The sequence below is a fragment of the Novosphingobium sp. BL-S-21 genome, assembly GCF_055521655.1.
The window spans coordinates 591858-604888 of record NZ_CM145496.1 but is presented as its reverse complement, the minus strand read 5'-3'; the positions used below and the strand labels follow the sequence as shown (position 1 = coordinate 604888).

Annotated in this window: 10 protein-coding genes; 2 read left to right on the top strand and 8 right to left on the bottom strand. The window is 65.1% G+C overall.

The genetic code is table 11. The features are described 5' to 3' along the window. Positions 1–86: 86 nt before the first annotated feature. The 3 genes from ACZ1J6_RS11250 to acs all read right to left on the bottom strand — a co-directional run bounded on the left by ACZ1J6_RS11250 (position 87) and on the right by acs (position 4869). Positions 87–1097, bottom strand: coding sequence for a transporter (locus tag ACZ1J6_RS11250; protein WP_243840832.1), 1011 nt, complete (start codon positions 1095–1097; stop codon positions 87–89). A gap of 33 nt (positions 1098–1130) precedes the next feature. Further along, a complete protein-coding gene (locus ACZ1J6_RS11245) occupies positions 1131–2750 on the bottom strand; it encodes an inorganic phosphate transporter (RefSeq protein WP_431568598.1) in 1620 nt (539 codons plus the stop codon). A 169-nt stretch (positions 2751–2919) separates the two neighbouring features. Next, positions 2920–4869, bottom strand: a complete 1950-nt coding sequence (acs, locus tag ACZ1J6_RS11240) for an acetate--CoA ligase (RefSeq protein ID WP_431568599.1) — start codon at positions 4867–4869, stop codon at positions 2920–2922. A gap of 270 nt (positions 4870–5139) precedes the next feature. Between acs and ACZ1J6_RS11235 the strand changes: the two genes are divergently transcribed. Next, a complete protein-coding gene (locus ACZ1J6_RS11235) occupies positions 5140–5652 on the top strand; it encodes a GNAT family N-acetyltransferase (protein ID WP_132262763.1) in 513 nt (170 codons plus the stop codon). A 343-nt stretch (positions 5653–5995) separates the two neighbouring features. Here ACZ1J6_RS11235 and lpdA read toward each other — a convergent pair whose 3' ends face one another. Genes lpdA through ACZ1J6_RS11220 form a run of 3 tightly spaced genes read right to left on the bottom strand, consistent with a single transcriptional unit; the run spans position 5996 to position 9110 of the window. After that, a complete protein-coding gene (gene lpdA, locus ACZ1J6_RS11230) occupies positions 5996–7411 on the bottom strand; it encodes a dihydrolipoyl dehydrogenase (protein WP_431568600.1) in 1416 nt (471 codons plus the stop codon). A gap of 4 nt (positions 7412–7415) precedes the next feature. Beyond that, complete coding sequence (locus ACZ1J6_RS11225) at positions 7416–7754, bottom strand: acyl-CoA thioesterase (protein ID WP_132264097.1); 339 nt, start codon at positions 7752–7754, stop codon at positions 7416–7418. Positions 7755–7796: 42 nt separating this feature from the next. Then, positions 7797–9110 carry a pyruvate dehydrogenase complex dihydrolipoamide acetyltransferase gene (locus ACZ1J6_RS11220; protein WP_431568601.1) on the bottom strand — a complete coding sequence of 438 codons (1314 nt, stop codon included), beginning with the start codon at positions 9108–9110 and terminating at the stop codon, positions 7797–7799. Between the two features lie 166 nt (positions 9111–9276). Between ACZ1J6_RS11220 and ACZ1J6_RS11215 the strand changes: the two genes are divergently transcribed. After that, on the top strand, positions 9277–9732 hold the full coding sequence (locus ACZ1J6_RS11215; RefSeq protein ID WP_086490535.1) for a universal stress protein: 456 nt from the start codon (positions 9277–9279) through the stop codon (positions 9730–9732). Positions 9733–9806: 74 nt separating this feature from the next. Here ACZ1J6_RS11215 and rnr read toward each other — a convergent pair whose 3' ends face one another. Together rnr and ACZ1J6_RS11205 are read right to left on the bottom strand one after the other, a co-directional pair. Next, on the bottom strand, positions 9807–12059 hold the full coding sequence (gene rnr, locus ACZ1J6_RS11210) for a ribonuclease R (protein ID WP_431568602.1): 2253 nt from the start codon (positions 12057–12059) through the stop codon (positions 9807–9809). Positions 12060–12147: 88 nt separating this feature from the next. Continuing rightward, positions 12148–13023: a sulfite exporter TauE/SafE family protein gene (locus tag ACZ1J6_RS11205; RefSeq protein WP_465128091.1), complete on the bottom strand. Its 876-nt coding sequence runs from the start codon at positions 13021–13023 to the stop codon at positions 12148–12150. Positions 13024–13031 lie beyond the last annotated feature (8 nt).

The window sequence follows — 13031 nt, the reverse complement described above, 5'->3', positions numbered from 1 at the left end:
CGGTTCGCACAACAGGGTTTGCGACGGGCGCCACGATGAAATTTCGCGCAAGGGAAAGCCTGGCAAGCAAGGCGGGGGCGCCCTGCTCAGCGGCGCATGAAACCCATCCAGCGCAGCAGCAGATAAGTGGCGATGGCCGCTCCGCCGGCGATGAGCGTGGCGTGGATGGTGCCATAAGGGCCGTTCGCGAAGGGAAGGCCGCCGGTGTTCATGCCGAAGATCCCGGTCACAAGCGTCGCCGGAAGCATCAGCGCGGTGATGATCGAGAGAATATAAAGGTTCTGGTTGGTCCGCTGCGATTCCTGGATGTCGAGTTCCTCGCGCAGCAGGCGCAGCTGCGACTGGACGCCGAGCACATCCCCGTCGAGCGACTGGATGCGCTGGGCGATCTTCTCGACGGTCGGTAGCAGCACCTCGGGAAGGTCTTCGTCCTTTTCGAGACGCTGGAACACGCCGCGCATGCCCGAGATGATCCGCTGGATCTGTGCCAGGCGGCGGCGGATGCCGATGAGGTCGCGCGCCTTGGGCGGATCGCGGGCGTCGAGAAACATATCCTCGACATGCTGCACTTCGGCGCTGAGCGCGCGGCAGATGTCGGCGATGTTCTCGCTGATGGCGCCCACCAGCATTTCCAGCGCCTGGGATTCTCCGAAGCCCCCCACCCAGCGCGACAGGCGATTGCGCACGATGTCTGCCGAGCGGATTGGATGGAGCCGGGCCGTAATCATCAGCCCGGGCATCAGCGCCATGCGCAGCCCGCCGACGCGCGCCGTGTCTGCCACGTCGAAGTCCCGCTCGAAATCATGCAGTACGCAGGCCACGGTTTCGCCCTCGACTAGGGCGCGCTGGTGCGTGTCAGCGGAAAGGAGCAGCTCCCGGGCGGCCGGCGCCAGGGTGTCGAACTGCTCGATCCAACGCCGCGTGCGCTGATGCGCGAGATTGAGGTGAAGCCAGCGAAACCGCCCCTCTGGCGGGACCTCGCAGTCGGTAATGGCAAAAGCGCCGTCGGGGGTGGCATCCATGCCCCAGATCAGGCCGGGCCCCATGCCACCATGCGCCGGTTCCACCGGGATCAGTCCCGGCGCCTCTTTCGCCATGCAGTCTCTCCGTCTTTACGGATCGGAAGACTATCAGAATATCTGCGCAAAGATCATGTAGAGAACGCCGGCCATCACGATCGAGACCGGAAGCGTGAGAACCCAGGCCATGAGCAGGTTGCGGATCGTGCTCATCTGCAAGCCCGAGCGGTTCGCCGCCATCGTGCCCGCGACGCCCGATGACAGGACGTGCGTGGTGGAGACCGGCAGGCCGAGGTGGTCCGCGCCGAGAATGGTGCCCATGGCGACCAGTTCGGCGGCCGCGCCCTGCGCGTAAGTCAGGTGCGTCTTGCCGATCTTCTCGCCCACGGTGACGACGATGCGGCGCCAGCCCACCATCGTTCCCAGGCCCAGCGCAAAGGCGACGGCAATCTTCACCCAGGTCGGGATGAAGCGGGTGCCCGCGTCCAGCGAGGTCTTGTAGGTGGCGAGCGTCTTCTGCGCGCCTTCCGAAAGCGCCTCGGGCTTCTGCTTGCCCAGCCCCTTGATGGCTTCGGAAGCGAGATACATGTCATTGCGGATGTTGCTGACCGCGGCCGCCGGAACCTTGGCCAGCGAGCCGTACTGGCCGACTTGCGCATCCACGTCGTGGACCAGGACCGAAAGTGCGGGAAGCGTGGCCGGCGTGAACGTCTTTTCGGCGATGTAAGTCGTCACCTGACGGCGCGCCTCGGCCGGATTGACGCCCTGCGCCTCGACGCTGCCGTTGCTGCTGCCGACCAGGGCGGTTTCGGCGGCGATCGACTGGGAGTGGAACTCCGCCATGTAGCGTTCCGGCACCGCGCGGTTCAGGGCATAGGCAGTGGGAACCGTGCCGATCAGGATCAGCATGATCAGGCCCATGCCCTTCTGGCCGTCGTTCGAGCCATGCGCGAAGCTGACGCCCGTGCAGGTGAAGATCAGCAATGCCCGGATCCAGAGCGGCGGCGGCAGGCCGTCCTTGGGTTCTTCATAGAGTTCGCGCTTGCGGATGAGCACGCGCATGGCGAGGAACAGCAGCGCTGCCACGCCGAAGCCGATCAGCGGCGAGAACAGCAGCGCCTGGCCGATTTCGGCCGCCTTGCTCCAGTCCACGCCGGCCGTTCCGCTCTTGCCGTGCATCATGGCATTGGCCACACCGACACCGATGATCGAGCCGATCAGCGTGTGCGAACTGGACGAAGGAATGCCGAGCCACCAAGTCGCGAGGTTCCACAGGATCGCCGCCAGCAGCAGCGCGAAGACCATGGCGAAACCCGCGCTGGAGCCCACTTGCAGGATCAGTTCGACCGGCAGCAGCGATACGATGCCGAAGGCGACGGCGCCCGTGGAAACGAGCACGCCCAGGAAGTTGAAGAAGCCCGACCATACCACCGCGACATTGGCAGGCATGGCATTGGTGTAGATCACCGTGGCCACGGCATTGGCGGTATCGTGGAAGCCGTTCACGAACTCGAAGCCGAGGGCGATCAGCAGGGCGATGAACAGCAGCACGAACGGCAGATAAGTGGTCGGCTCCACGCCGACGGCCGCCGCATCCGTGTAGACGCTGTAGGCGACATAGCCGATGGCGGCGACGATGGCGGCACCGAAGCCGATCTTTCCTGCGGCGCCCAGTCCTTTCTCGAGATCGGGTCGGGTACTGGCCGGGGTTGCCGCTAGGGTCGCGTTCATGGATTCGCCTCAGTTACGTGAGGAAACCTTACGTACCTTCCATGACACAAATGCTGCGCGCCGCTTCGACGCGGCCAGGATTTCCCCGCGTGCCTGCCGATTGTCCAGTTGCGGCGCTGTCAGGGCCGCATGTTGGGTCCTGACAGCGCCTAGGAGCAGCACTTGCCCGTCAGGCCGTCGCGGGTTGCGGGCGGTTGGCGATCAGATTGTCGACGACGGAGGGATCCGCCAGGGTCGAGGTATCGCCCAGGTTCGAGAAATCGTTCTCGCCGATCTTGCGCAGGATACGGCGCATGATCTTGCCGGAACGGGTCTTGGGCAATCCGGGCGCGAACTGGATCACGTCGGGCGTGGCGATCGGACCGATCTCGTGGCGAACCCATTTGATCAGTTCGCGGCGGAGATCCTCGTCGGGCTCGATTTCGGCATTGCACGTGACGAACGCGTAGATGCCCTGCCCCTTGATCTCATGGGGCATGCCGACGACCGCGGCTTCGGCCACGGCCGGATGGGCGACGAGCGCGGATTCGACTTCCGCCGTGCCCATGCGGTGCCCCGATACGTTGATGACGTCATCGATCCGGCCGGTGATCCAGTAGTAGCCGTCCTCGTCCCGGCGGCAGCCGTCGCCGGTGAAATAAGTGCCGGGGAACGTAGAGAAATAAGTCTGGAAGAAGCGTTCATGATCGCCCCAGACGGTGCGCATCTGGCCGGGCCAGCTATCGGCGATGACGAGGCAGCCATCAGCCGCCCCTTCCAGAACGCCGCCCTCGTTGTCGAGCAGGACCGGCTTGACCCCGAACAGCGGCTTGCTGGCCGAACCCGGCTTGAGCGCGGTTGCGCCCGGCAGCGGGGTGATCATGGCGCCGCCGGTTTCCGTCTGCCACCAGGTGTCGACGATGGGGCAGCGCCCCTCACCCACGACGTCGTGATACCAGGACCAGGCCTCGGGATTGATCGGTTCGCCGACGGAGCCGAGCAGTCTCAGGCTCTGGCGCGAGGTTTGCTTCACCCAGTCGTCACCCTCGCGCATCAGAGCCCGCAGTGCGGTGGGCGCGCCGTAGAATATCTCGACCTGGAACTTGTCGACCACCTGCCAGAAGCGGCTCGGATCGGGGAAGTTGGGCACGCCCTCGAACATCACCGTGGTCGCGCCGTTCATCAGCGGCCCATAGACGACGTAGGAGTGGCCGGTGACCCAGCCGATGTCCGCCGCGCACCAGTAGATCTGGCCGGGTCGATAGTCGAAGACGTATTCGTGCGTCATCGAAGCCCAGACCGAATAGCCACCGGTCGTGTGCAGCACGCCCTTGGGCTTGCCGGTGGAACCGGACGTGTAGAGGATGAACAGCGGATCCTCGGCATTCATCTCTTCAGGCGGGCAATCGGCCGACTGCTCCGCCACGGCCGAGGCCCAGTCGATGTCGCGTCCCTCGACCATCGGCACGTCGGCGCCGGTGTGGCTGAGGACGATGACCGTCTCCACGCCCGGGCAGGCCTTGAGCGCCTCGTCGACATTGGCCTTGAGTGCGATCTTCTTGCCGCCGCGCAGCCCCTCGTCGGATGTGAGGACGATGCGGCTGTCGCAGTCCTGGATACGGCCGCCCAGCGCGTCGGGCGAGAAGCCGGCGAAGACGATGGAATGGATCGCGCCGATCCGCGCACAGGCCAGCATGGCGACCGCGGCCTCGGGCACCATCGGCAGGTAGATGGTCACGCGGTCTCCGCGCTCGACTCCGCGGGCCTTCAGCAGGTTGGCGAAGCGGCAGACGGACTCGTGAAGTTCACGGTAGGTGATGCGGCGTTCCGGGTTCTTCGGATCGTCCGGTTCCCAGAGGATAGCCACGGCGTCGCCGCGCTCGGCAAGGTGACGGTCTAGGCAGTTCGCGGAGAGATTGAGCGTACCGTCGGTGAACCACGAGATGCCGAAGTCCGCTTCGTGGAAGCTGGTCTGCTTGACCACGCTGAACGGCTTGATCCAGTCGATCCGCTGCGCTTCCTCCCGCCAGAAGCCTTCGGGATCTTCCAGCGAACGGGCGTACATGTCCTGGTAGCGCGCCTCGTCGATCAGGGCGTTCTTGGCCCACTCGGTGGGCACGGGATAGATGGCCTCGGCCATGATGTCCTTCTCCTCTTGCCGGTATCCTCTCCGGCAGACTTCGTTCCCGGCGGGCCTGGAAGCCGCCGTTTCCCCGCCACATTAACCGATGTTCGCCGGAGCGCCACTGTCTTCCGGCCACTTGTCTCGGCAGCGGGACATAAGGGGCACGCTGTGTTAGCCTTGGCGCGTCTACCGGGCGGCGCGATGATCTCGATCAAGGCCGTGCGTGCTAGAAAGACTTAGAAATCCGACACGAACCACCCCCGATGCAGCCGGAGTTCTCGATCCATGTCCCTCAATGACGCCATCACCCTGCCCACCCGATCCGGGATCGCCCTCGACGTTCGCCCGGCGCGGGAAAGCGATGCCGAGGCACTGGCACAGTTCTTCGAGCAGGTGACCGAAGACGATCGCCGCTTCCGGTTCTTCGCGGCCGCGGACCGGGTGAGCCCGCAGCAGATCGCGCCGATCGTCAAGGCGGATCACTACCAGACCGAATCGTGGCTGGGCTTCTCCGACCAGGGGCAGATCGTGGCTTCGGGCGTGCTGGCTTATGACGACCAGGGCGACACCGGCGAAGTGGCGATCTCGGTGCGCGGCGACCACAAGGGCAAGGGCGTGGGCTGGGCGATGCTCGATTTCCTGGGCAACCAGGCGGAGAAGCGCGGGTGCAAGCGGGTGATCGCCATCGAAAGCCGCGAGAACAGCGCCGCGATCGAAGTGGAACGCGACAAGGGCTTTCTTCCGGAACCGTTTTTCGGCGATCCGACGCTGGTGCTGCTGTCGAAGTCTTACGATTGAGGGAGGCGCAGCTTTTCGCTGCGGCTTATCGCCAAGTTCCCGCTCGCATTGAAATCTCGTGATGCCCGCGAAGGCGGCGACCGCGCTTTTCTTTAGAGCACGCAAAGACGTGGAGGCGTAGAGAAGTGGAGGCGTAGAGAAGTGGCGCCCCGTCCCCCTTCGTCATTGCGAGCGTAGCGAAGCAATCCAGAGCGGCTCTGCGCGACTCTGGATTGCTTCGCTACGCTTGCAATGACGAAAATGGTTTGAAAGTGTGAATCTCCCTGCGTTTGAACTGGAAGCACGCACAAAAAAGGGCGGGCCCGCAAGGACCCGCCCTTCTCTTTTCACATGAGCCGAAGGCTCAGATGTGGATGGCGCGTCCGTAAGCGGCCAGTACCGACTCGTGCATCGCTTCCGAGATCGTCGGATGCGGGAACACGGTCTGCATGAGTTCCGCCTCGGTGGTCTCCAGCGTCTTGCCGACGACGTAGCCCTGGATCATCTCGGTCACTTCCGCGCCGATCATGTGGGCGCCGAGCAGTTCGCCGGTCTTGGCGTCGAACACGGTCTTCACGAAGCCTTCCGGCTCGCCCAGCGCGATCGCCTTGCCGTTGCCGATGAACGGGAACGTGCCGGCCTTCACGGTGTAGCCCGCTTCCTTGGCCTTCTCCTCGGTCATGCCTACCGACGCGATCTGCGGGTGGCAGTAGGTGCAGCCCGGGATGTTGTTCCGGTCGAGGCCGTGCGGGTGCACGTCCTTGTTGCCGAGTTCCTTGGCGATCGATTCGGCAGCGGTCACGCCTTCATGGCTGGCCTTGTGGGCGAGCCAGGGTCCGGGCGTGCAGTCGCCGATGGCCCAGATGCCGGCGGCATTGGTGCGGCCGTAGTCGTCGATCTGGATGAAGCCGCGGTCGGCCTTGATGCCGAGCGCTTCCAGACCGATTTCCTCGGTGTTGGGCACGATGCCCACGGCCGAGATGACATGGCTGAAGTCGTGCTCGGCGACTTTGCCGTCCTTGCCCTTGATCTTGGCCTTCACGCCCTTGTCGGTGGCGGTGATCGCCTCGACGCCGGCGCCGGTCAGGATCTTCATGCCCTGCTTGGTGAGGGCCTTTTCGAGGAACGCGGAGACGTCCTTGTCCTCTACAGGCACGATCCGGTCGAGCATCTCCACGACGGTGACGTCAACGCCCATGTCGTTGTAGAAGCTCGCGAATTCGATGCCGATGGCGCCCGAACCCATGACCAGCAGCTTGGTCGGCATCTCGGACGGGGTCATCGCGTGGCGATAGGTCCAGATGCGCTTGCCGTCGGCCTTGGCGAAGGGCAGTTCGCGGGCACGCGCGCCGGTGGCGACGATGATGTGCTTGGCGGAGACTTCGGCAGTCTTGCCATCCTTGTCGGTTACCGCCAGCTTGCCCTTGGCCACCAGCTTGCCGGTGCCCATGTGGACGGTGATCTTGTTCTTCTTCATCAGGTGCGTGACACCGGCGTTGAGCTGGGCTGCAACGCCGCGCGAACGCTTGACGATGGCGGCGAGGTCGGCGGTGATGTTGTCCGCGGCCAGGCCGTAGTTCTTGGCATGCTGCATCTGGTGGAACACCTCGGCCGAGCGCAGCAGCGCCTTGGTCGGGATGCAGCCCCAGTTGAGGCAGATGCCGCCGAGCAGCTCGCGCTCGACGATGGCGGTCTTCAGGCCCAGCTGGGCGGCGCGGATGGCCGCGACATAGCCGCCGGGGCCCGAACCGAGGACGATGACGTCGTAGGTATCAGCCACTGTCTTACTTCTCCTGATCGATGGCGCGCGGTTGACCGAATTCGTTCACCGCGACGAAAGTGAACACGGCCTGCGTCACTTTCACTTCTTCCTCTTCGTGCCGATGCCGGCGCCAGGCTTCGATGGCGATGGTCAACGAAGTCCGGCCCACGCGCTGGATCTCGCCGTAGACCGAGACTTCGTCACCTACCTTTACGGGCAGGTGGAACTGCATCCCGTCCATCGCCACCGTCACCGCGCGTCCGCGCGAGCGACGGGCGGCGACGAGGCCGGCACCCATGTCCATCTGGCTCATCAGCCAGCCGCCGAAGATGTCTCCGTAGGCATTGGCGTCGGCCGGCATGGCAGTGACCCGGATCACCGGGTCACGTCGTGTCTCGGTCACTTAGGCGACCATGCCCAGCGGCGTTTCGATGTATTCGCGGAATGCGGCCATCAGGCGGGCGCCGTCGGCACCGTCCACCGCGCGGTGGTCGAAGCTGCCGGTCGCGCTCATGACGGTGGCGACGCCCAGCGAATCGTCGGGCATGACCCACGGACGCTTCTCGCCCGCGCCCACGGCGATGATCGTCGCCTGCGGCGGGTTGATCACGGCGGTGAACTGCTTGATGCCCATCATGCCCATGTTCGAGATCGAGGCGGTGCCGCCCTGATACTCGCCCGGCTGCAGCTTGCCTTCCTTGGCGCGCTTGCCGAGATCCTTGGTCGCCTTGGCGATTTCGGAGAACGACTTGCCGTTGGCGTTCTGGACGATCGGGGTGATCAGGCCGCCCGGGATCGAGACGGCGACCGAAACGTCGGCGCGCGCATACTTGATCAGCTCGTTTCCGGCGAAGGTCACGTTGCATTCCGGCACGTCGATCAGAGCGCGGCCGAGCGCCTTGATCAGCATGTCGTTGACCGAGACCTTCACGCCCTGCTTTTCGAGCATGGAGTTGATCTCGGCGCGCAGGGCCATGAGCTTGTCGAGGCGCACGTCCACGGTGAGGTAGATGTGCGGCGCTTCCTGCATCGACTGCGTCAGGCGGCGCGCGATGACCTTGCGCATGCCCGAAAGCTTCTCGACCGAGTGCGGGATGCGGTCGTCGAGCAAGGCGCGGGTTTCCGCCGCCATCTCGACAGCCGGGGCCTTGGCTTCGGCCGAACCGGCGGCAGGAGCAGGTGCTGCGGCGGCAGGCTTGGCCGGCGCGGACTTGGCGCCTTCCACGTCGGCGCGCACGATACGACCGTTGGGGCCGGAGCCCTTCACGGCAGCGAGGTCGACGCCCTTGTCTGCGGCGATCCGCTTGGCGAGCGGCGAGGCGGCGATACGGCCTTCCTTCGAAGCGGCAGGCGCAGGAGCGGAGGCGGCAGGCGCCGGTGCGGCAGCCTTCGGCGCTTCGGCCTTGGCTTCCGTGGGCGCCTTGGCAGGAGCGGAAGCAGCAGCTGGTGCAGCCGAAACGGCGCTGGCGTCTTCGCCGTCACCGGCGAGAATGGCGATCACGGTTCCGACCTTCACGCCGTCGGTACCTTCGGCAATCAGGATCTTGCCGATCGTGCCTTCGTCGACGGCTTCGAACTCCATCGTGGCCTTGTCGGTCTCGATCTCGGCCATGATATCGCCGGAGCTGACGGTGTCGCCTTCCTTAACCAGCCATTTTGCCAGTTTTCCCTCTTCCATAGTGGGGGACAGGGCGGGCATCTTGATGTCGATTGGCATGGAAGCTTGTGTGTCCCTTGTTTTCCTTGGGGAGGTATGCGGGGTCCGCCTTTCCTTGGACAAGTTGGCGCGCGCGCACAAGCGCCTTCACGATCCTTTTTTCGCATTCGTGATGGCTTGCACCATGACCTGAATAGCCCGATAAGCCCGCATCGAGAGGAAACCCATGCGCATCTACCTGGTCATCGTGGACGAAACGGAAGAGGCGCTGGTGGCCTTGCAATTCGCCGCGCGCCGCGCCGCGAAGACCGACGGTGCGCTGCATCTTCTCGCCGTGGTCCCCCCCCAGCCCTTCAATGCTTTCGGAGGGGTCCAGGCAACCATTGAGGAAGAGGCCCGCGCCCGCGCCGAGACGCTGGTGACGGCCGCTGCCGGAAACCTTTTATCACAAGGCGCTAAGATGCCGGTCATCTCCGTTCGCATGGGAGAAGACATCAAGATCGTGCGCGAATACCTGAAAGAGCACGGAGAGGTTTCGGCCCTCGTGCTCGGCGCTGCCAAGGAGGGCGGACCGGGGCCGCTCGTCACGCACTTCACCGGCGCCGGACTGGGGCAGATGCCCTGCCCGGTCTTCGTGATCCCCGGTACCCTCGACGCCGAAGCGATCGAGCGCCTGAGCTGATACCGCGAAGCCTATCGTTCGCCTGAGAAGGCCGCCGTCCCGGATCGGGTCCGGGACGATCAAGCCTTGAATCGCTACTTCTTCTTGCGCCCCTGATGCCGGATATTCCCTGGTCGGCCGCGGGGCGAGACGAAGTGCTTGCCCTTCTTCTTCAGGGGCTGCGGCCGGCCGCGCGGTTCGATGCGGCCGCCGCCTTCTTCCAGTTCGAACTTGAGCGCACCGGTCAGCGGATTGGCTTCCGCCAGTCGCAGCCGCAGGATCTGGCCCATGGCATAGGCGGTGCCGCTGCTCTCGCCTTCCAGGACTTGCGCCTTTTCGTCATAGCCGAAGCGCTCGTCGCCCAGGGTCGAAACCGGCACGAGGCCGTCGCCGCCCAGGCCGATGATCGTGGCGAAGAAGCCAAACTTCCGCACGCCGGTGATGCGCGTGTCGAACACTTGGCCCACGCGGCCCGAGAGCCAGGCCGCGACATAGCGGTCGATGGTTTCGCGCTCGGCTTCCATCGCCCGGCGTTCGGCCTGGCTGATGGCATCGCTGACCCGGCCCAGATCGTCACGGTCGCGTTCGGAAAGGCCCGAGGTGGCCGGGATGTCGCCCTGCGGTCGGGGCTGCTCCAGCCCATAGGCATCGACCAGCGCGCGGTGCACGAGAAGGTCGGCATAGCGGCGGATCGGCGAGGTGAAATGCGCGTAGGAAGCGAGCGCGAGGCCGAAGTGCCCTTCGTTGCGCGGACCGTAATAGGCCTGGGTCTGGCTGCGCAGCACGGCTTCCATGATGAGCGCCTTTTCGCTCTCGTCCACGATGTCCTTGAGCATGCGGTTGAACAGGCCCGGCGTGATTACCTGCCCCAGCGAGAGATTGCGGCCGAAGGTTGCCAGATAGTCCTTGAGCGCGGTCAGCTTTTCGCGGCTCGGGGTCTCGTGGACGCGGTACACGACCGGGGCCACCTTGGCCTCCAGCGCCTTGGCCGCGGCCACGTTGGCGGCGATCATGAAGTCTTCGACAACGCGGTGGGCATCGAGCCGCTCGCGGATGGCGATTTCGGTGATGCGGCCCTGCTCGTCCAGCTTCACCCGGCGTTCAGGCAGTTCGAGTTCCAGCGGGTCGCGCGCCTGGCGGGCTTCGGCCAACAGCTTCCAGCAGGCCCAGAGGTCCTGGAGATGGTGCTCCGCCCTGCCCTCGTCGATGCGGGCCTGGGCTTCCTCATAGGCGATGACTTCGTCGATCCGCACCAGCGCGCGGGTAAAGCGCCATTCGGTGACTTTGCCCTGCCCGTCCACCTTGAGATGGCAGGCCATGGCCGCGCGGTCCTCGCCCGAGCGCAGCGAGCAGACGTCGGCACTGAGCACTTCGGGCAGCATCGGCACGACGCGGTCGGGGAAATAGACCGAGTTGCCGCGGCGCCGTGCCTCGCGGTCGATCTCGCCGCCCGGACGGACGTAGAAGGACACGTCCGCAATGGCGACGAGCGCGTCGAAACCGCCCTCCGCGTTAGGCTTGGCCCAGATCGCATCGTCATGATCGCGCGCGTCGGATGGGTCGATGGCGACGATGGGCAGGTGCCGCAAGTCTTCGCGCTGTTCATGGCTGAGCGGCATCTTGGCCGAAGCTTCGGCCTCGGCAATCGTCTCGCTCTCGAAATGGTTCGGAATGCCGTGCTTGTGAATGGCGATCAGGCTGAAGGCCTTGGGCGCCAATGGCTCGCCAAGCACTTCGGTGATCTTGACCGAGGGACGCGCGGAACGGCCGATCGGCTCGGCCAGCACCAGCTCGCCCTTTTCCGCACCGCCCAGGTCGGAAATCGGCGAGGAGTTACGGATGCGCTTGTCGACCGGAGCCAGCCAGGGCTTGCCCGCACCATCGATCTCGACAACGCCGAGAAGCTGCTCGGAACGCAGCATCAGCTTCTTCATCGGATAAGCACGCCATCCGGTCTGCGTTTCCTCCGTGCGCGCCAGCACCCGGTCGCCCTTCTTGAGCGCCGAACGGCCCTTCTCGATCAGGCGGATGCGCGGCGGGGGCGTGGCATCGTCGGGCGCCCAGGTGTCCGGCACGGCGATGGGCTCGCCCTCGCTCACGTCCACGACGCGCAGTACGGTGACCTTGGGCAACCCGCCCATGCGGTGAAACGCGGTCCGCTTGCCGTCGATCAGGCCTTCCTCGGCCATGTCCTTCAGCAGCGCCTTGAGCTGGATCTTTTCGTTACCCTTCAGCCCGAACGTGCGTGCGATCTCTCGCTTGCCGACGGGTTCGGCCGAGTTCTGGATGAAGTCGAGGATTTGCTCGCGCGTCGGGAGGCCAGGCTCGGGCCGGTTCTTGGGAGGCATGGTTTCCGCCATGCGCCGGAATGGCCTTCATTGCAATGGCGGCGGCATGCCGATGGGGCGATGCCGCCGCCCGGTACGCGAGAATGGTTCAGGGCTGCTTGGCCGCCGCCTCACCCGCGATCGTCACGGCCGGCGCGGTGACGGGCACGGCATGAGGCTTCTCGCCGGCATTGGCCTTGAGGAACAACTGCCAGGAAGAAACGGCCAGAACGCAGGCCAGCAAGGGCTGGAGAATTCGGTCCGAGGCGTGGGAAGACAAGTAGCTGCCGATCACGACACCCGGGATCGAGCCGATCAGCAACACCCCCAGAAGCGGGAAGTCCACGTCGCCGATCATCCAGTGACCGAAGCCGGCGATGAGGGCCAGCGGCACCGCATGGGCAATGTCGGAACCGACGATGCGGGCCACGGGGAGCTTGGGATAGAGTACCAGCAGCACGGTCATGCCGATGGCGCCAGCGCCGACCGAGGAAATCGAGACTGCAATGCCGATGGCGGCGCCCAGCAGCACGGTTCCCGTCAGCACCCGCGAACGGGGCTGGATCGGATCGATGTCATGGGCCAGCCTCAGCAGCCACTTGCGGTATATGACCGCAAGCGCCGTGACGCCCAGCAGCACGGCCAGCGAAACCATGATGAGGCGCTCGGTCGAATTGCCGACCTTGCCGAACCAGGAAAGCGTCGCGAGCGTCAGGATTGCTGCGGGAACGCTGCCGCAGGCCATGCGGCGCACGATGCGCCAGTCCACCGTCTCGCGCTTGCCGTGGACGGCAGAACCCGCGATCTTGGTCATGGCGGCAAAAAGAAGGTCGGTACCGACTGCCGTCTGCGGATTTACGCCGAACAGCAGCACGAGCAGCGGCGTCATCAGCGAACCGCCGCCCACGCCCGTCAGCCCCACGAGCACGCCGACGAGCATGCCCGCAATGACGTGCAGAAAATCGAAATGCTGCGTCAGTGCCATATGTGCCC

Coding starts and splice junctions, on each gene's coding strand:
- rnr (WP_431568602.1), bottom strand. CDS start 12,059: ATGCCTCCCAAGAACCGGCCCGAGCCTGGCCTCCCGACGCGCGAGCAA.
- acs (WP_431568599.1), bottom strand. CDS start 4,869: ATGGCCGAGGCCATCTATCCCGTGCCCACCGAGTGGGCCAAGAACGCC.
- ACZ1J6_RS11215 (WP_086490535.1), top strand. CDS start 9,277: ATGCGCATCTACCTGGTCATCGTGGACGAAACGGAAGAGGCGCTGGTG.
- ACZ1J6_RS11225 (WP_132264097.1), bottom strand. CDS start 7,754: ATGCCGGCCGACGCCAATGCCTACGGAGACATCTTCGGCGGCTGGCTG.
- ACZ1J6_RS11235 (WP_132262763.1), top strand. CDS start 5,140: ATGTCCCTCAATGACGCCATCACCCTGCCCACCCGATCCGGGATCGCC.
- ACZ1J6_RS11220 (WP_431568601.1), bottom strand. CDS start 9,110: ATGCCAATCGACATCAAGATGCCCGCCCTGTCCCCCACTATGGAAGAG.
- ACZ1J6_RS11250 (WP_243840832.1), bottom strand. CDS start 1,097: ATGGCGAAAGAGGCGCCGGGACTGATCCCGGTGGAACCGGCGCATGGT.
- ACZ1J6_RS11205 (WP_465128091.1), bottom strand. CDS start 13,023: ATGGCACTGACGCAGCATTTCGATTTTCTGCACGTCATTGCGGGCATG.
- ACZ1J6_RS11245 (WP_431568598.1), bottom strand. CDS start 2,750: ATGAACGCGACCCTAGCGGCAACCCCGGCCAGTACCCGACCCGATCTC.